General features: G+C 70.0%; 19 protein-coding genes. 15 read left to right on the top strand and 4 right to left on the bottom strand.

Annotated features, from left to right (window positions below; translation table 11 throughout):
* Nucleotides 1–23: 23 nt before the first annotated feature.
* The 12 genes from ABZ193_RS16215 to ABZ193_RS16160 all read left to right on the top strand — a co-directional run bounded on the left by ABZ193_RS16215 (nt 24) and on the right by ABZ193_RS16160 (nt 10163).
* Nucleotides 24–674, top strand: a complete 651-nt coding sequence (locus tag ABZ193_RS16215) for an L-threonylcarbamoyladenylate synthase (protein ID WP_237339556.1) — start codon at nt 24–26, stop codon at nt 672–674.
* Complete coding sequence (locus ABZ193_RS16210) at nt 674–1834, top strand: MraY family glycosyltransferase (RefSeq protein WP_020417785.1); 1161 nt, start codon at nt 674–676, stop codon at nt 1832–1834. The genes ABZ193_RS16215 and ABZ193_RS16210 overlap by 1 nt, the downstream gene beginning before the upstream one ends.
* Entirely contained in the window at nt 1831–2262 is a 432-nt protein-coding gene (locus ABZ193_RS16205) for a hypothetical protein (protein WP_020417786.1), read from the top strand. Before ABZ193_RS16210 ends, ABZ193_RS16205 begins: the two co-directional genes overlap by 4 nt.
* A 370-nt stretch (nt 2263–2632) precedes the next feature.
* Entirely contained in the window at nt 2633–3415 is a 783-nt protein-coding gene (gene atpB, locus ABZ193_RS16200) for a F0F1 ATP synthase subunit A (protein ID WP_027935824.1), read from the top strand.
* A 63-nt stretch (nt 3416–3478) separates the two neighbouring features.
* Nucleotides 3479–3736, top strand: coding sequence for a F0F1 ATP synthase subunit C (locus tag ABZ193_RS16195; RefSeq protein ID WP_020417788.1), 258 nt, complete (start codon nt 3479–3481; stop codon nt 3734–3736).
* Between the two features lie 29 nt (nt 3737–3765).
* Complete coding sequence (locus ABZ193_RS16190; protein WP_017987306.1) at nt 3766–4320, top strand: F0F1 ATP synthase subunit B; 555 nt, start codon at nt 3766–3768, stop codon at nt 4318–4320.
* An 11-nt stretch (nt 4321–4331) separates the two neighbouring features.
* Nucleotides 4332–5150, top strand: coding sequence for a F0F1 ATP synthase subunit delta (locus ABZ193_RS16185; protein ID WP_027935825.1), 819 nt, complete (start codon nt 4332–4334; stop codon nt 5148–5150).
* 49 nt (nt 5151–5199) lie between these two features.
* Nucleotides 5200–6843, top strand: a complete 1644-nt coding sequence (gene atpA, locus ABZ193_RS16180) for a F0F1 ATP synthase subunit alpha (RefSeq protein WP_020417790.1) — start codon at nt 5200–5202, stop codon at nt 6841–6843.
* A gap of 8 nt (nt 6844–6851) precedes the next feature.
* Entirely contained in the window at nt 6852–7799 is a 948-nt protein-coding gene (locus ABZ193_RS16175; protein WP_354710421.1) for a F0F1 ATP synthase subunit gamma, read from the top strand.
* Nucleotides 7800–9224, top strand: coding sequence for a F0F1 ATP synthase subunit beta (gene atpD, locus ABZ193_RS16170; RefSeq protein ID WP_017987310.1), 1425 nt, complete (start codon nt 7800–7802; stop codon nt 9222–9224).
* A gap of 114 nt (nt 9225–9338) precedes the next feature.
* Nucleotides 9339–9704: a F0F1 ATP synthase subunit epsilon gene (locus ABZ193_RS16165; protein ID WP_027935827.1), complete on the top strand. Its 366-nt coding sequence runs from the start codon at nt 9339–9341 to the stop codon at nt 9702–9704.
* Between the two features lie 24 nt (nt 9705–9728).
* Nucleotides 9729–10163, top strand: coding sequence for a DUF2550 domain-containing protein (locus tag ABZ193_RS16160; RefSeq protein WP_020417793.1), 435 nt, complete (start codon nt 9729–9731; stop codon nt 10161–10163).
* Between the two features lies 1 nt (nt 10164).
* Here the strand turns inward: ABZ193_RS16160 and ABZ193_RS16155 are convergent, their stop codons facing one another.
* The 3 genes from ABZ193_RS16155 to ABZ193_RS16145 form a co-directional block, all read right to left on the bottom strand.
* Nucleotides 10165–10611 (bottom strand): protein-tyrosine phosphatase family protein, encoded by a 447-nt coding sequence (locus ABZ193_RS16155; protein ID WP_354710386.1) that lies wholly within the window; start codon nt 10609–10611, stop codon nt 10165–10167.
* Nucleotides 10612–10682: 71 nt separating this feature from the next.
* On the bottom strand, nt 10683–11255 hold the full coding sequence (locus ABZ193_RS16150; RefSeq protein ID WP_354710384.1) for a cob(I)yrinic acid a,c-diamide adenosyltransferase: 573 nt from the start codon (nt 11253–11255) through the stop codon (nt 10683–10685).
* A 10-nt stretch (nt 11256–11265) separates the two neighbouring features.
* The gene (locus ABZ193_RS16145; protein WP_354710383.1) at nt 11266–12771 is read right to left on the bottom strand and encodes an insulinase family protein; all 1506 of its coding nucleotides are present in this window, start codon (nt 12769–12771) and stop codon (nt 11266–11268) included.
* A 153-nt stretch (nt 12772–12924) separates the two neighbouring features.
* On the opposite strand from ABZ193_RS16145, the gene murA reads away from it, so the two are divergent.
* On the top strand, nt 12925–14199 hold the full coding sequence (gene murA, locus ABZ193_RS16140) for a UDP-N-acetylglucosamine 1-carboxyvinyltransferase (protein ID WP_237339558.1): 1275 nt from the start codon (nt 12925–12927) through the stop codon (nt 14197–14199).
* Nucleotides 14193–14765, top strand: coding sequence for a Uma2 family endonuclease (locus ABZ193_RS16135; protein WP_354710420.1), 573 nt, complete (start codon nt 14193–14195; stop codon nt 14763–14765). Before murA ends, ABZ193_RS16135 begins: the two co-directional genes overlap by 7 nt.
* A gap of 1 nt (nt 14766) precedes the next feature.
* Here ABZ193_RS16135 and ABZ193_RS16130 read toward each other — a convergent pair whose 3' ends face one another.
* A complete protein-coding gene (locus tag ABZ193_RS16130) occupies nt 14767–15396 on the bottom strand; it encodes a LysE family translocator (protein WP_020417798.1) in 630 nt (209 codons plus the stop codon).
* Nucleotides 15397–15522: 126 nt separating this feature from the next.
* On the opposite strand from ABZ193_RS16130, the gene ABZ193_RS16125 reads away from it, so the two are divergent.
* The gene (locus ABZ193_RS16125; RefSeq protein WP_354710382.1) at nt 15523–17544 is read left to right on the top strand and encodes a protein meaA; all 2022 of its coding nucleotides are present in this window, start codon (nt 15523–15525) and stop codon (nt 17542–17544) included.
* Nucleotides 17545–17609 lie beyond the last annotated feature (65 nt).

Here is a 17609-nt window from a genome sequence, read left to right as displayed (position 1 = left end):
CGACCGGGAATAGTCTTCACCCCATGAGCGCGGTGTACGACTGCAGCCGTCCGGAAACGCGGGCCGAGGGGCTGGCCGCGGCGGCGAGCGCGGTCCGTTCGGGGCGGCTGGTCGTGCTGCCCACGGACACGGTCTACGGCATCGGGGCGGACGCCTTCGACTCCGCCGCCGTGCGTGCGCTGCTCCGGGCGAAGAACCGCGGCCCGGACCTGCCCGTCGGCGTGCTCGTCGGCTCCTGGTCCACAGTGGACGGTCTGGTGCTCGGCGTTCCGCCGCAGGCACGTGCCCTCATCGAGGCCTTCTGGCCCGGCGATCTGTCCATTGTGCTCCCACACGCGCCGAGCCTGCGCTGGGACCTGGGCACCACCCGCGGCACCGTGATGCTCCGGATGCCGCTGCACCCGGTCGCGCTGGAGCTGCTCCGCGACGTCGGCCCGATGGCCGTCTCCAGCGCCAACGTCGCCGGGCGGTCTCCGGCGTCCAGCGCGGAGGAGGCGCGGGAGCAGCTCGGCGAGTCGGTCTCGGTCTACCTCGACGGCGGGCCCAGTGGGCAGCCGGTGCCCTCGTCGATCGTCGACCTGACCGGCGACGAGCCCGTGCTGCTGCGGGCGGGCGCGGTGAGCGCGGAAGCGGTGAGCGAGGTGCTCGGCGCACCGGTGAAGACCGCGGCCTGATGACCCCCGTAACCACCGCAGGCCTCCCGATCCGGGAGTACATCCTCGTCGGCCTCATCGCCGCGACCCTGACGTTCCTGCTCACCGGCGTCATCCGGCGCCTGGCGATCCGCCTCGGCGCCATCGCCAACCCGCGCGCCCGCGACGTGCACGTCATCCCGATCCCGCGCATGGGCGGCGTCGGCATGTACCTGGGCGTCGTCGGTGGCATGGCGATGGCCCACCAGCTGCCGGTGCTGCGCCGCGCGTTCGACTTCTCCCTCGACCCGGTCGGCGTGCTGATCGGCGGCGGCGTCATCGTGCTGATCGGCGCGCTGGACGACCGCTTCGAGATCGACGCCTGGACCAAGCTCGCAGGCCAGGTGATGTGCGCGGGCATCCTGGTCATCTTCGGCGTGCAGTGGAACGTCTTCTGGGTGCCGTGGGGCGGCAACGGCGACGCGCTCGGCTCGGTGGTCACCCTGGACAACAACCAGGGCGGGCTGCTGATGGTGCTGCTCGTGGTGCTGCTGGTGAACGCGCTGAACTTCGTCGACGGGCTGGACGGCCTCGCCGCCGGGCTCGGGTTCATCGCCGCGGCCGCGACCTGCGCGTTCTCGCTCGGCCTGCTCAACTCCCAGGGCGGCGACGTCGGCGTCTACCCGCCGGCGCTGATCGCCGCCACGCTGGCCGGCGCGTGCCTCGGCTTCCTGCCGCACAACTTCCAGCCCGCGAAGATCTTCATGGGCGACTCCGGTTCGATGATGATCGGCCTGATGCTGGCCGGCGCCACCACCTCGGCCTCCGGCAAGATCAACTACACCCGGTTCGGCGGCTCGGACGCGCTGGCGCTGCTGTCCCCGCTGCTGGTCGTCGTCGCGGTGCTGTTCCTGCCGGTCCTGGACCTGCTGATGGCGGTCGTCCGGCGCACGCGGCGCGGCGAGAGCCCGTTCGCGGCCGACAAGATGCACCTGCACCACCGCCTGCTGGAGATCGGCCACTCGCAGCGCCGCGCGGTGCTGCTGATCTACCTGTGGGCGGGCCTGCTCGGCTTCGGCGCGGTCTCGGTGACGCTGTTCGACACGACGGCGGTACTCTGGATCGTCGGCGCGGGACTCGTCCTCGCCGCGATCGTGTCCGTCATTCCGCGCCTGAGGTCGCGGAACCAGGGAGTGTCATGACCGACAACACCGAGAACCCGCACGCGCAGTCGGTGCTCAAGCTGGCCGACGCGATGCTGCGCTTCGCGCTGTGGCCGGGGCTGGCCACGGTCGTGATCGGCGTGGTCGTGTCGACGATCCTGTCCGGCGTGCCGGGCCTGCTGGGCTCGCTGGTCGGCGGCGCGATCGCGTTCGCGTCGTCCCTGGTCACGCTGTTCATGATGCGCAAGTCGGCCGCGCTGGACCCGTTCATGGTGATGGCGGTGGCGATCGGCGGCTACATCCTCAAGGTGCTGGTGCTGTTCGGCGTCATGACCGCCCTCAAGGGCGTCGACGCGTTCAACCGCTACGCGCTGGCGTTCACCACGCTGGCGGTGATCCTGGTCTGGGCGGCGGCGGAGTTCCTGGCCTTCCGCAAGACCAAGATCCCGACGATCATCCCGAGCTGACTTCCGCAGGTCAGCGCCGGATTCCGGCGGTACTCCGACGGGTGGGAACCCATTAAGGAGTACGCCCGTACGGTGTCGATTTACCGGCTGGTATCGTCCGCACTGTGGAGGTGGGGCCTTCGGGCCGCGCTCCCGATGCGGAACCCGACCGGCAACGTGGCGATCGAGACGGATGGCCCCTGAGCTGGCTCGGCCGATTCTGCCGTCGGAGATCGTAGTGCCGAAACCCCCAGGTGGCTGAAAGTACACGCGTTGTTCACTGAGGGGATCCGCCTCCAAGCACCCGAAACGTATCGGGTACGTTAAGTCCAGATCGTGACGATTCCCCCGGCGGAGTGAACGCCGGCCGGGAGAACCGGAAGGAGCCCAGTTGGGCGCGCTGGTATTGGCCGAGGGCGAAACGTTCGCGCCCCCGGGTGCCGGAGACTTCGACCTGCCGCCGATCTTCCTCGGCGTCACCAAGCCGATGATCCTGGTCGTGCTGTCGGTGATCATCATCGCGGCCTTCTTCCTGCTGACCTCGCGCAAGCTGAAGGTCGTGCCGGGCAAGGCGCAGTTCGCCGCCGAGTACGTCTACGACTTCGCGCGCAACGGCATCGCGCGTGAGCAGATCGGGTCGAAGGACTTCAAGCCGTTCATCCCGCTGGTGCTGACGCTGTTCAGCTTCGTGCTGATCAACAACCTGTTCGGGATCATCCCGATCTTCCAGTTCCCGACGTTCTCGCACATCGGTTTCCCGATCGCGCTGTCGCTGCTGGTGGTCTACCCGGTGTACCACTACGTCGGGTTCAAGCGGCACGGCTTCGTGGGCTACCTCAAGCACGCGACCGTCCCGCCGGGCGCGCCAGGCCCGATTTACATCCTGCTGACGCCGATCGAGTTCCTGCAGAAGTTCGTCCTCAACCCGCTCACCCTGGCGGTCCGGGTGTTCGCCGCGATGTTCGCAGGCCACCTGATCCTGCTGGTGTTCACGCTCGCGGGCGAGTTCCTGCTGCTCCACGCGGGCGGGGTCTTCAAGCCCATCTCGCTGGTCTCGTGGGCGTTCGCCATCCTGATGACCTTCGTGGAAGCGCTGATCCAGGTGATCCAGGCGTATGTGTTCGCCGTGCTGTCGGCGAACTACATCGGCGCCGCGCTCGCCGAAGACCACTAGAAGAAAACGAACCGAAAAGCCCCCGATCCGCGTGGTAGCGGACCGAGTGAAAGGGAAACGCAAGTGAGCAACATCGTTCTTGCCCAGGCCGCCGAGACCGCTGTCAACCTCAACCCGGGTCTCGCCGCCATCGGCTACGGTCTGGGCGCGATCGGCCCGGGCATCGGTGTGGGTCTGATCTGGGCCGCCGTCATCAACGGCACCGCCCGTCAGCCGGAGGCCCAGGGCAAGCTCATGGGTATCGCCTGGACCACCTTCGTGCTTACCGAGGTGCTCGCCCTGATCGGTCTGGTCGTCTACTTCATCGCCTCCGCCGCCTGAGTTAACCGCTCACCGCTGAAGGAGTCGTTGTGGTGAAGACCCAGATCGTGCTGGCCGCGGAAGAGGCGCCGAACCCGGTGCTGCCGCATCTCAGCGAGATCATCCTCGGCCTGGTGGCCTTCCTGATCCTGCTGTGGCTGCTCAAGAAGTTCGCTGTGCCGCGCTTCGAGAAGATGTACGAAGAGCGCACGGCGGCCATCGAGGGTGGCATCGCCAAGGCGGAGAAGGCACAGGCCGAAGCCGAAGAGGCGCTCGCGAAGTACCAGGCACAGCTCAAGGACGCCTACTCCGAGGCCGCCAAGATCCGTGACGACGCTCGCCTCGAGGCGGAGCGGATCAAGGAGGAGCTGCGGGCCGAGGCCCAGGACGAGGCCGCCCGGATCATCGCCCAGGGCCACGCCGCGCTGCAGGCCCAGAAGGCACAGATCGTCACGGAGCTGCGCAACGAGCTGGGCCGCAACTCGATCGAGCTGGCGAGCCGGATCGTCGGGGAGCACCTCGAGGACGAGGTCCGTCGCCGTGGCACGGTCGACCGGTTCCTCGCCGAGCTCGGCAGCAGCGCCGGTAACGGAGCAGGAAAGTAGTCCAGATGACGCTGACGCTGCACGCCGCGAGCCGCGAAGCGCTCGCCTCCGCCGAGACCCGGCTCGCCGAGGTCAGCGGCGAGGCCGGCGCGGACTCGGCCGCCCTCGGCAACGAGCTGCTGGCCGTGGTCGACCTGCTCGGCAGGGAGATCGGGCTGCGCCGCGCGGTCGCCGACGCCTCGTCCGACCCGGAGGCCCGCACCCGGCTGGTCCGCGCGCTGCTGACCGGCAAGGTGTCCGAGCAGGCCCTGCGCGTGCTCGACGCCGTGGTCGCGGCCCGCTGGTCCAGCCCGCGGGAACTGGTCGACGGGGTCGAGTCGCTCGGCCGCAACGCGCTGCTCACCAGCGCGGAGAAGGCCGGGAAGCTCGACGCCGTCGAGGACCAGTTGTTCCGGATCGCCCGTATCGTGGTGAGCAACCCGGAGCTGGAGCAGACGCTGTCCGACCAGACGGCACCCGGTGACGCGAAGCGCAGGCTGGTGCGCGAGCTGCTGCAGAGCAAGGTGGACGACATCACCCTTGCCCTGGTGGAGCAGGTCGTGGGCCGGTCGGCGGGCCGCAGCGTCGGGTTCAACCTGGACCAGCTGGTCAAGCTGGCCGCGCAGCGCCGCGAGCGCTCGGTCGCGTACGTCACGAGCGCGAGCGAGCTGTCCGCGGAGCAGCGGGAGCGGCTGGCCGAGCAGCTGCGCCGGATCTACGGGCGTCCGATCGGGCTGCACGTCGAGGTCGACGCCCGCCTCGGTGGCGGGCTCGTCGTCCGGGTGGGCGACGAGGTCATCGACGGCAGCACCGCCGGCCGGATCGCCGAGCTGCGCAGGCAGCTGGCCTGACACCACACAAGACTTTGCACACCTGCAGGAACGAGAGAGCGGGAACGACATGGCGGAGCTGACGATCTCCTCGGACGAGATCCGTAGCGCGATCGAGAACTACGTCTCGAGTTACTCACCCGAAGTCAACCGGGAAGAGGTCGGCGTCGTCGTGGACACCGGCGACGGCGTTGCCCACGTCGAGGGTCTGCCCTCGACCATGGCCAACGAGCTGCTGGAGTTCCCCGGCGGGATCCTCGGCGTGGCCCAGAACCTGGAGCCGCGCCAGATCGGTGTCGTCATCCTCGGCAACTACGAGAAGATCGAAGAGGGTCAGGAGGTCAAGCGGACCGGCCAGATCCTCTCGATCCCGGTCGGCGAGGGCTTCCTGGGCCGCGTCATCGACCCGCTCGGCAAGCCGATCGACGGGCTCGGCGACATCGTTGCCGAGGACCGCCGCGCGCTCGAGCTGCAGGCCGCCTCGGTCGTGCAGCGCCAGCCGGTGTCCGAGCCGCTGCAGACCGGCATCACCGCGATCGACGCGATGACCCCGATCGGCCGCGGCCAGCGCCAGCTGATCATCGGTGACCGCAAGACCGGCAAGACCGCGGTCTGCGTCGACACGATCATCAACCAGAAGGCCAACTGGGCGACCGGCGACCCGAGCAAGCAGGTCCGCTGCATCTACGTCGCGGTCGGCCAGAAGGGCTCCACCATCGCCGGTGTCCGCAAGTCCCTCGAGGACGCGGGAGCGCTGGAGTACACCACCATCGTCGCGGCCCCCGCGTCGGACTCCGCCGGCTTCAAGTGGCTGGCCCCCTACACCGGTTCGGCGCTGGGCCAGCACTGGATGTACCAGGGCAAGCACGTCCTGATCGTGTTCGACGACCTGAGCAAGCAGGCCGACGCCTACCGCGCCCTGTCGCTGCTGCTGCGCCGCCCGCCGGGCCGCGAGGCGTTCCCCGGCGACGTCTTCTACTTGCACTCCCGGCTGCTCGAGCGCTGCGCGAAGCTGTCGGACGAGCTGGGCGGCGGCTCGCTGACCGGTCTGCCGGTCATCGAGACCAAGGCCAACGACATCTCGGCCTACATCCCCACCAACGTCATCTCGATCACCGACGGGCAGTGCTTCTTCCAGTCCGACCTGTTCAACTCGGGCCAGCGTCCCGCGGTCGACGTGACCACCTCGGTTTCCCGAGTCGGTGGTGACGCGCAGATCAAGGCGATGAAGACGGTGTCCGGTTCGCTGCGGATCGACCTGTCCCAGTACCAGGAGCTGCAGGCGTTCGCCGCCTTCGCCTCCGACCTGGACCCGACCTCGCGCGCCCAGCTGGACCGCGGTGCCCGCCTGTACGAGGTGCTCAAGCAGCCGCAGTACTCGCCGGTCCCGGTCGAGCAGCAGGTCGTCACCGTGTTCCTCGGCACCAAGGGGCATTTCGACGACGTGCCGGTGGAGGACGTGGCTCGCTTCAACACCGAGCTGCTGGAGAACATCCGCCACAAGCACGACGACATCCTCGCCGAGATCCGCGACAAGGGTAAGTGGACCGACGAGCTCGCCGAGCGCGTCGCCGCCGCGGCCGCCGAGTTCAAGAAGGGCTTCACCACCTCCTCCGGTGAGCAGCTCGTGAACGAGGCCGAGGCCGAGGCGATGGACGCCGACAAGGTCGGGCAGGAGACCGTCAAGGTCAACAAGCCCGCCCCGACGAAGTGACCGGATAGCTGATGGCGCAACTTCGCGAGCTCCGGGCAAAGATCCGGGCGACGAAATCGATCGGCAAGATCACCAAGGCGATGGAACTGATCGCCACCTCGCGGATCGGCCGTGCCCAGGCGCGGGTCGAGGCTTCGCGCCCGTACGCCGAGGAGATCACCAAGGTGCTCTCCGCGCTGGCGGGCGGGGCCGCGAGCCTCGACGACCCGTTCCTCGTCGAGCGGCCCAACCCCAAGCGGGCGGCCGTGCTGGTGGTGACCAGTGACAAGGGCCTGTGCGGTGGTTACAACACCAACGTGCTGCGGGCCACCGAGGAGCTGCTCTCGCTGCTGCGCTCCGAGGGCAAGGAGCCGCAGGTCTACGTCATCGGCGGCAAGGGCCTGAACTACTACCGGTTCCGCAACCGCGAGGTCGTCGACAGCTGGACCGGCTTCTCGGACCAGCCGCACTACGAGAACGCCGCCGCCGCGGGCGAGACGCTGACCAAGGCGTTCCTCGCCGGCGCGGACGACGACGCGAACGGGCCGGGCGAGGACGGCATCCTCGGCGTGGACGAGGTGCACATCGTGTACACCCAGTTCAAGTCGATGCTGACCCAGACCCCGGTCGCCAAGCGGATGGCGCCCCTCGAGGTCGAGTACACCGAGGAGGGTGCCGAGCCCGCCGCTGGCGAGATCCTCCCGGCGTACGAGTTCGAGCCCAGCGCGGACCGGCTGCTGTCGGCCCTGCTGCCGAAGTACATCAACACGCGGATCTTTTCGGCTCTGCTCGAGTCGGCCGCTTCCGAGCTGGCCGCCCGGCGCACCGCCATGAAGTCGGCGTCGGACAACGCCAGCGAGCTGGTGGAGACCTACACCCGGCTGGCGAACCAGGCGCGGCAGGCCCAGATCACGCAGGAGATCAGCGAAATCGTCGGTGGGGCCGATGCGCTCGCCGCTGTAGGAAGTGATGAGTAGATGACCACCACTGAAACCCGGACCAAGGGCCGGATCGTCTCGGTGACCGGCCCGGTCGTCGACGTGGAGTTCCCGCGCGGCGCCGTGCCCGAGCTGTTCAACGCGCTGAAGGTCGAGGTCGAGTTCGAGCAGCTGCGCAAGACGATCACCCTCGAGGTCGCGCAGCACCTCGGCGACAACCTCGTTCGCACGATCTCGCTGGCCCCGCAGGACGGTCTCGTCCGCGGCGCCGAGGTGATCGACACCGGCGCCCCGATCTCGGTGCCGGTCGGCGACGAGGTCAAGGGCCACGTCTACAACGCGCTCGGCGACTGCCTCGACCAGCCGGGCTACGGCGCGGACCTGGAGCGCTGGAGCATCCACCGCAAGCCCCCGGCGTTCGACCAGCTCGAGGGCAAGACCGAGATGCTGGAGACCGGCCTCAAGGTCATCGACCTGCTCACCCCGTACGTGCAGGGTGGCAAGATCGGCCTGTTCGGCGGTGCCGGCGTGGGCAAGACGGTGCTGATCAAGGAGATGATCACCCGTGTCGCCCGGAACTTCGGTGGCACCTCGGTGTTCGCCGGTGTCGGCGAGCGCACCCGTGAGGGCACCGACCTGTTCCTGGAGATGAGCGAGGACGGCGTCATCAACGACACCGCGCTCGTCTTCGGCCAGATGGACGAGCCGCCGGGCACCCGTATGCGGGTCGCGCTGTCCGCGCTGACGATGGCGGAGTACTTCCGCGACGTCAAGAACCAGGACGTGCTGCTGTTCATCGACAACATCTTCCGGTTCACCCAGGCCGGTTCCGAGGTGTCGACCCTGCTGGGCCGCATGCCCTCGGCGGTGGGTTACCAGCCGACGCTGGCCGACGAGATGGGTGAGCTGCAGGAGCGGATCACCTCGACCAAGGGCCGTTCGATCACCTCGATGCAGGCGATCTACGTGCCGGCGGACGACTACACCGACCCGGCCCCGGCCACCACGTTCGCCCACCTGGACGCCACCACCGAGCTTTCCCGGTCGGTGTTCCAGAAGGGCATCTTCCCGGCCGTGGACCCGCTGGCCTCCACCTCGACGATCCTCGACCCGGCCATCGTCGGCGAGGACCACTACCGGGTGGCCTCCGAGGTCATCCGGATCCTGCAGAAGTACAAGGAGCTGCAGGACATCATCGCGATCCTCGGTATGGACGAGCTGTCCGAAGAGGACAAGCTGACCGTGCAGCGGGCCCGTCGGATCGAGCGGTTCCTGTCGCAGAACATGCTCGTCGCCGAGCAGTTCACCGGCCAGCCGGGCTCGACCGTGCCGCGCGCGGAGACCGTCGAGGCGTTCGACAAGATCAGCAAGGGTGAGTTCGACCACTACCCGGAGCAGGCGTTCCTGGGCATCGGTGGCCTCGAGGACCTCGAGAAGAAGTACAAGGAACTCACCGGCAAGTGATGTCGGGACGACGGCGGGGCGGGTGTCCTTTATGGACTCTCACCCCGCCGTTGTCGTAACCGGTCGCGAACCTATTAGACTGCGCTCATCGGCGCGGGAACGAAGGAGAACCACGTGGCTGAGATGACCGTCGAGCTTGTCGCCGTCGAACGCCGTCTCTGGTCCGGTCAGGCGACGTTCGTGGTCGCGCAGACCACTGAGGGTGAGATCGGCCTGATGCCGGGGCACGAGCCGGTACTCGGTCAGCTCGTCGAGGGTGGCGTCGTCAAGGTGACGACCACGGACGGTGAGACCGTCCGCGCCGCGGTCCACGGTGGCTTCCTGTCCGTGACCGCCGAGCGGGTGAGCATCCTCGCCGAGTCGGCCGAGCTCGCCGACGAGATCGACGTCGAGGCCGCCCGGTCCGCGCTGAGCGGTGAGGACGAGGCCGAGCGGGCCAGAGCAACCGCCCGGCTCCGCGCGGCCGGTCAGTCGGTCTGACCCGGCGACGAGCAGGAGCCGGCCGTGGAAATCACCCTCGTTGTCCTGGTCGTCCTGCTCGGTCTTGCCGTCGTCGCGTTCTGGTACAGCTTTCGCTGGGGGCGGATGCGGCGGCAGGGCGGCGTGAGCGTCGCGTTGCGCTGGGACCCGGACAACGCCCGTGCGGGCTGGCACCTGGGTCTGGGGCGCTACGAGGGTGAGGTGTTCGCCTGGTACCGGGTGTGGAGCTTGCGCACCGGCCCGGACCGGGTGTTCGAACGTGAGACGTTGATGATCGCGGACCGCCGCGACCCGGTCGGCACCGAGGCGTACGCGGTGCCCTCGGACGCGACGGTCCTGCGCTGCGAGTCGGCCCTCCAGGAGCCCATCGAGATCGCGATGGGCCCGGACGCGCTGACCGGGTTCCTGTCCTGGCTGGAGTCCGCTCCGCCGGGCCGCCAGATCCCGCGCGCTTCTTGATCTAGCCCGGGGTGAACCGGCGCACCCATCGGCGTTGCCCCGGCGTTTCGACCGCGCGGGGGTGGTGGTGCTGCCGCGTCCAGGCGACGGCCTCAGCGGGGTCCACGCCGCTCAGAACGGCGAGGCAGGCGATGACCGTGCCGGTCCGCCCGACCCCACCCGCACAGGCGATCTCGACCGCTTCGCCGCCGCGTGCCCGCTCGTGCAGGGCGCGGATCTCCCGGACAGCGGCGTCCTCGTCGCGGGGCAGCCGGAAGTCCGGCCAGTCCAGCCAGGTGTGCGGCCACCCCAGATTGGCGTCGTGTTCGCGGCGCAGCCGCGCGGAGCCCAGGTAGAGGCCGAATCGGGGCGCCGGGCCGGTCGGCTGGGGGCGGCGCAGGCCGCGCCCGCGGACCCAGGAGCCGTCCGGCAGCCGGATGCTTCCCGGCAGGGGTGCGTTGTCGCTCATGGCACGAACCTAGATCGCCGTGCGGGCGGCGGACATGAGGATGACCGCAGGCTCGCCGCGGATCGGACCGGTCAGGCCTCTCCGCCGGGCTTCCAGAGCACGTCGCCGTCCGGGTTGGCCAGCCGGGCCAGGATGAAGAGCAGGTCGGAGAGCCGGTTGAGGTACTTCACGGCCAGCACGTTCGTGCGGTCCGCGTCCGCCTCCACCAGCGCCCACCCGGCCCGTTCGGCCCGCCGGCTCACCGTGCGTGCCTGGTGCAGGAACGCCGCGCCCGGGGTGCCGCCCGGCAGGATGAACGACGTCAGCTTCGGCAGGCGCTCGTTGAACTCGTCGCACCAGCCTTCGAGCCGCTCGATGTAGGCCTCGGTGATGCGCAGCGGCGGGAACTCCGGATCGGGCACCACCGGCGAGCACAGGTCGGCGCCGACGTCGAACAGGTCGTTCTGCACGCGGCGCAGCACCAGCGCGATCTCCTCGTCGAGACCGCCCATCGCGAGCGCCAGCCCGACCACCGAGTTCGTCTCGTCGACGTCGGCGTAGGCCGCCAGCCGCGGGTCGGTCTTCGGCACGCGCGAGCCGTCGCCGAGCGCGGTCGTGCCGTTGTCGCCGACCCTGGTGTACACGCGGTTGATCCGTACCGGCATACCGAGAACCTTACGACTGCTCGAACAACCGCATGGCCTCCGGCGCTTCGAAACACACCGCGGAATCGATTCGCGCCCGCAGGTCCCGCACCAGTGCCCGGCCGCCGCGCCAGTCGCCCGGCCGCACGGTGATCGCCCCGCCGTGCGTGCCGAACAGGTGCAGGATCGGCAGCTGCCCGTCGGTGTGCTCGATGCCGACCCCGGCGAGGTCGTCGAACCGCACGACGGCCGCCGGTGACGGGTTCGGCCCGAAGTACGTGGACAGGCCCTCGTCGCCGACCACGAGCCGGTAGCCGCGCGGCGCGGTCGAACCGACCAGCGCCCGCTTCATCTCCCGGCCGGGCGGCGCGGGCAGCGGGCTGCCCGGCAGTTCCGGCAGGTCCCGTGGCACGTGCCGCTCCGGCGCGCACAGCACCAGCCGTCCGGCCAGCTCGCGGGCCGCCGCCGCGACCGCGGCCGGGTCGAGCCCGGCCAGCACGCGCTGCTGGTGCTCGGCGGCCGACGGCCAGCCGGTCAGCTCGCTCATCGCCGCGTCGAACGCCCGGTAGACCGCGAAATCCCGCTCGGCGACCTCCTCGGCGAGCCCGGCCCGGTCGACGGCCAGTTCCTCCTCCGTCGGACCGCTGCGGCCCAGCTCGGCCAGCTCGGTGCGGATCGCGTCGACGACCCGGGCGGCCTGCTTGTCCGGCACGTCGGTGCCGAAGCCGAGGACGGCCCGGCGCGCGTCCACCATCTGGTGGTCGAAGGCGATGTCGTAGACGAGGCCCTCGAGGTGCCGCAGGCGGTCGGTGAGGCGGTGGATGAGGATGCCGGCCGCGCACGCGACCTCCGCGGTCCACTCGACCAGCGCGCAGCCCACGACGCCGTTGGGGATGCTCGTCTGCGCCGGGGTGGGCAGGTCGAACGGCTCGGCGGTCACCGGCTGCCGCGGCGGGCCCGGGGGCAGCGGGAGCTTCAGACCGGCCGGGGGAGGGCCGGACAGCACGAGCGCGGCGTTGCCGCGGTGGAACCAGCGCGCGCACCACTCGCGCGCCTGCTCGGGGCCGGCGTGAACGGCGGCCAGCTGGACGTTGCCGGTCAGGCCGAACGCCCGGTTGCCGAACCACAGCGCCGACGGCAGCCACGCGGTCACGCCCGGGCCGTCGTTGCCGCGCTCCTCGGCCAGCAGCACGCCGCGCTCCAGCCGCAGCGGCCCGGTGTCCAGGTCCGCCAGCGACTCGCACACGCGCCGCAGGTGCTCCGCCACGGTCTCCGGGCTGCTGGTGACGTCGAAACTGGTGTGCAGGACCTCGGTGGAGGCGTTGTTGTCGTAGCGGCTCGTGCGCACGCGCCGCATCGCCAGGTGCTCGACGAGGTGCGTGATCCCGGTCTGCAGGAACGACTCGTGGGCGAGCCCGACCCCGAACAGCAGGCTCGCGCTGAGCCTGCCCGGCTGGTCGGTCCAGAAGACCGGCACGCCGTCGATCTCGGCCCGGTGCACCTCGGGCAGGGACGGAGGCGCGGGCGGGGTCAACATTTCGCTCAAGGTTCCCCCAGTCGAGTGGGACGCACGGGCGCGTTATCGCCGCGAGGGAGCACAGTGTTTCACACGATAGTGCGAACTCGGTCGCCCTCTGTTATGTCCCGCCCCTCCGTTCGAGTGCCTGAACCGGAAGGCATGATGACGGCCATGAGCGAGCACTTCGACGTGCACGGTGGTGCGCGGCTGGTGGGCGAGGTCGAGGTCGTCGGAGCCAAGAACAGTGTTCTGAAGCTGATGGCGGCCGCACTCCTCGCCGAGGGCACCACCACCATCACCAACTGCCCGCAGATCCTGGACGTCCCGCTGATGGCGGACGTGCTGCGCAGCGTCGGGTGCGAGGTGGTCCTGGACGGCGACACCGCGAAGATCACGACCCCGTCCGAGCTGTCCCACCGGGCCGACTCGCCCGCGATGGGCAAGCTGCGTGCGTCCGTGTGCGTGCTCGGCCCGCTGGTCGGCCGTCTGAAGCAGGCCGTGGTCGCGTTGCCCGGCGGTGACGCGATCGGGTCCCGGCCGCTGGACATGCACCAGAACGGGCTGCGCGCGCTGGGCGCGACGAGCACCATCGAGCACGGGTGCGTCGTCGCCACCGCCGACCACCTCAAGGGCGCCCAGATCTGGCTGGACTTCCCGAGCGTGGGCGCGACCGAGAACATCCTGATGGCCGCGGTGCTGGCCGAGGGCACGACGGTGATCGACAACGCCGCGCGCGAGCCGGAGATCGTCGACATCTGCGTGATGCTGAACCAGATGGGCGCGAAGATCGAGGGCGCCGGGACGTCGACGCTGACCGTGCACGGCGTCACCGAGCTGCACCCCACCGAGCACCGCGTGATCGGCGACCGGATCGTGGGCGCGACGTGGGCCTTCGCGGCCGCGATGACCCGCGGTGACCTGACGGTGAAGGGCGTCAACCCGCACCACCTCGATCTGGTGCTGGAGAAGCTGCGGATGGCCGGCGCGGAGATCACGACGTTCGACGAGAGCGGTTTCCGGGTGGTGCAGCACGACCGGCCCAAGGCGGTCGACTTCGTGACGCTGCCCTACCCGGGGTTCGCCACGGACCTGCAGCCGTTCGCCGTCGCGTTGTCCGCGGTGTCCGAGGGCACCTCGATGATCACGGAGAACGTGTACGAGGCGCGGTTCCGGTTCATCGAGGAGATGGTGCGCCTGGGCGCCGACGCCCGCACGGACGGCCACCACGCGGTGGTCCGCGGGGTCGAGAAGCTGTCCTCCGCGCCGGTCTGGGCGTCCGACATCCGGGCGGGCGCGGGCCTGGTGCTGGCCGGCCTGTGCGCCGACGGGGTCACCGAGATCTGGGACGTGTTCCACATCGACCGCGGGTACCCGTACTTCGTGGAGAACCTGAACCGGCTGGGTGCGCGCGTGGAGCGGGTCGTCGGCGCGGCGGAGCGCTGCTGACCGCGCTGCCCGGATGGCTGGCGCTGCCGCCGGAAGGGCTGACACACGAGGAGCACCAGGCGCTGCCCGAGGAAGTGCGCGCCCGGCTCGAAATCGTCGACGGCGCTGTGGTGGTGCGGCCCGCGCCGCCGAGGGCGCACGAGCAGGTCGTGCGCAACCTCGTGTCCGTGCTGACCGCGGCTCGCCCCGTGGGCTACGAGGTCGACACCGGCGTCGGCCTCGTGCTCCGGGAAGTGCCGCTGCTCAACCGCAGGCCGGATCTGGTGGTGCACGACTCGCCGGACCGGGCGGCCCCGGCGCCGGAGCACTGCCTGCTGGTCGCCGAGGTGGTGTCCCGGGATTCGCTGGCCGCGGACCGCACGAGCAAGCCGGCCCACTACGCGGCCACGGGTGTCCCGCACTTCTGGCGGATCGAGAACCCGAACGACGACCCGCGGCTGATCCAGCTCTTCCGCTACCGCCTCGACCCCACCACTCGTGTCTACGCCTCTGCGGGTGTTGACACCGGCAAGGTCAGCCTCCACGACCCGTTCCCCGTCACGATCGACCTCGCCGCGCTGCTCTGACTCACTCCGCGGCCAGGCCGACGCCGAAGCCGATCAGCGCCGTGCCGGTCACCGCGTCCATCGCGCGGCGGACGCGTCGCCGGTTCAGCCAGCCCTTCGCCCAGCGGACCAGGAACAGCAGCGTCAGCTGCCACACCGTGCCGACCACCAGCACCGTGTACGCCAGCAGCAGCGCCTCGCCCGCGCCGGTCGTCGCCGGGTCCAGGAACTGCGGCAGCACCGACAGGTAGAACGCCATCACCTTCGGGTTGGTGATGTTCGACAGGAACCCCTCGCGGAACCGCCGCAGCCCGCTCGCCCGGCGCCGGTCCAGCTCGTCCAGCGCGTCGTAGTTCCCGCGCCACGCGCCGCGCAGCGCCTGGAACCCCAGCCAGCACAGGTAGGCGACCCCGGCCCACCGCACGGTCTCGAACAGCGGCCGCACCTGCACGATCAGCGTGCCCAGTCCGAGCCCGACCGCGGTGGCCTGCACCAGGTTGCCCAGCGCGATGCCGGAGCAGGTGAACAACCCGCCCCGCGCGCCGCCGGCCAGCGCGTTCTTCAGCACGACCATCGTGTCCGGACCCGGCACCACCGCGATCAGCAGGGCGAACACCAGGTAACTCGCGTACAGGCTCCACGTCACACCCACGAGGCTAACTCGGCCGTCATGATGGGGTCAGGCTGATTTCGCACCCAGTGAGATGCGTCCTTGCGGGGCTGCGCGCGAAGTTACCGACGAGTACGCTCTGTGTGTCGTTCATCTGGAGGTGCACCGATGCCCTACCCCACGGATCGCGAGCGGGACCGCCCCTGGGTCATGCGCACCTACGCGGGGCATTCGTCCGCGGCGGCCTCGAACGAGCTGTACCGCCGCAACCTCGCCAAGGGCCAGACCGGCCTGTCGGTGGCCTTCGACCTGCCGACCCAGACCGGCTACGACCCGGACCACCCGCTGGCCAAGGGCGAGGTCGGCAAGGTGGGCGTCCCCATCTCGCACATCGGCGACATGCGCCGCCTGTTCACCGGCATCCCGCTGGCCGAGGCCAACACCTCGATGACGATCAACGCGCCGGCCATGTGGCTGCTCGCGCTCTACGTCACCGTCGCGCAGGAGCAGGCCGACGCCGAGGGTCGCGACCGCGACGAGGTGCTCGCCAAGCTCACCGGCACCACGCAGAACGACATCATCAAGGAGTACCTGTCCCGCGGGACCTACATCTTCCCGCCGGCGCCGAGCCTGCGCCTGATCACCGACGTGATCGCCTGGACGGTGCACCACATCCCGAAGTGGAACCCGATCAACATCTGCAGCTACCACCTGCAGGAGGCGGGCGCGACCCCGACGCAGGAGGTCGCCTACGCGTTGTCCACCGCGATCGCGGTGCTCGACGCCGTGCGCGACTCCGGCCAGGTCGAGCCCGCCGACATGGCCAAGGTCGTCGGCCGCATCTCGTTCTTCGTCAACGCCGGGGTCCGGTTCGTCGAAGAGATGTGCAAGATGCGCGCGTTCACCCGGCTCTGGGACGAGATCACGCGCGAACGCTACGGGGTCGAGGACCCGAAGGCGCGCCGCCTCCGCTATGGCGTGCAGGTCAACTCGCTCGGCCTGACCGAGGCGCAGCCGGAGAACAACGTCCAGCGGATCGTGCTGGAGATGCTCGGCGTCGCCCTGTCGCGGGACGCCCGTGCCCGCGCGATCCAGCTGCCTGCCTGGAACGAGGCGCTCGGCCTGCCGCGGCCGTGGGACCAGCAGTGGGCGCTGCGCATGCAGCAGGTGCTCGCCTACGAGACGGACCTGCTGGAGTACGAGGACATCTTCGCAGGCTCGCACGTCATTGAGTCCAAAGTGGACGAGATCGTGTCCGGGGCGCGCGCGGAGATCGAGCAGGTGACCGACCTCGGCGGCGCGGTGGCCGCCGTGGAAAGCGGTTACATGAAGTCGCAGCTGGTGGCCTCGCTGGCCGAGTACCGGCGCGAGGTGGAGTCCGGCGGGCGGGTCATCGTCGGGGTCAACAAGTTCGACACCACCGAGCCCAGCCCGCTGCAGGCCGAGGGCGCCAAGGCGATCGAGACCGTCGACCCGGCGGTGGAGAAGCAGGCCGTCGCGGCGCTGGAGGAGTGGCGCCAGCAGCGCGACCAGGCCGCGGTCGACGCGGCGCTGGCGCGGTTGCGCGAGGTCGCGAAGACGTCGGAGAACCTGTTCGACGCCACGCTCGCGTGCGCGGCGGCCGGCGTGACCACCGGCGAGTGGGCCGGCGCGCTGCGCGAGGAGTTCGGCGAGTACCGGGCGCCGACCGGCGTGTCGGCGGCGGCGATGTCGGGCGACGCCGCGGAGCTGTCCCGGGTGCGCGACCGCGTGCGGGCGACCGGCGAGGAGCTGGGCGAGAAGCTGCGGATCCTGGTCGGCAAGCCGGGCCTGGACGGGCACTCCAACGGCGCCGAGCAGGTCGCGGTGCGAGCCCGTGACGTCGGGTTCGAGGTCGTCTACCAGGGCATCCGGCTCACCCCGGAGCAGATCGTGGCCGCCGCGGTGCAGGAGGGCGTGCACGTCGTCGGCCTGTCGGTCCTGTCCGGCTCGCACCTCGAGGTCGTGCCGCAGGTCGTCGACGGACTGCGGGCGGCGGGCGCCGGGGACATCCCGGTGATCGTCGGCGGGATCATCCCGCCCGAGGACGCGCGGCTGCTCACCGAGCGCGGGATCGCCCGGGTGTTCACGCCCAAGGACTACGAGCTGACCGAGATCATGGACGAAATCGTTTCGGTGGTGCGGGAACGCCACGAGTTGCCGCAGGACTGAGCCAGTTCTGTCACTTTCCGTGCGCATCGTCCACACTCAACGTTGATCTCTTTCCGATAACAGCG

Origin of the sequence: Amycolatopsis sp. NPDC006125, assembly GCF_040614195.1 — a bacterium.
In the GTDB taxonomy this organism is placed as follows: domain Bacteria; phylum Actinomycetota; class Actinomycetes; order Mycobacteriales; family Pseudonocardiaceae; genus Amycolatopsis_E; species Amycolatopsis_E tucumanensis.
This window is presented reverse-complemented; position numbering and strand designations above follow the sequence as displayed.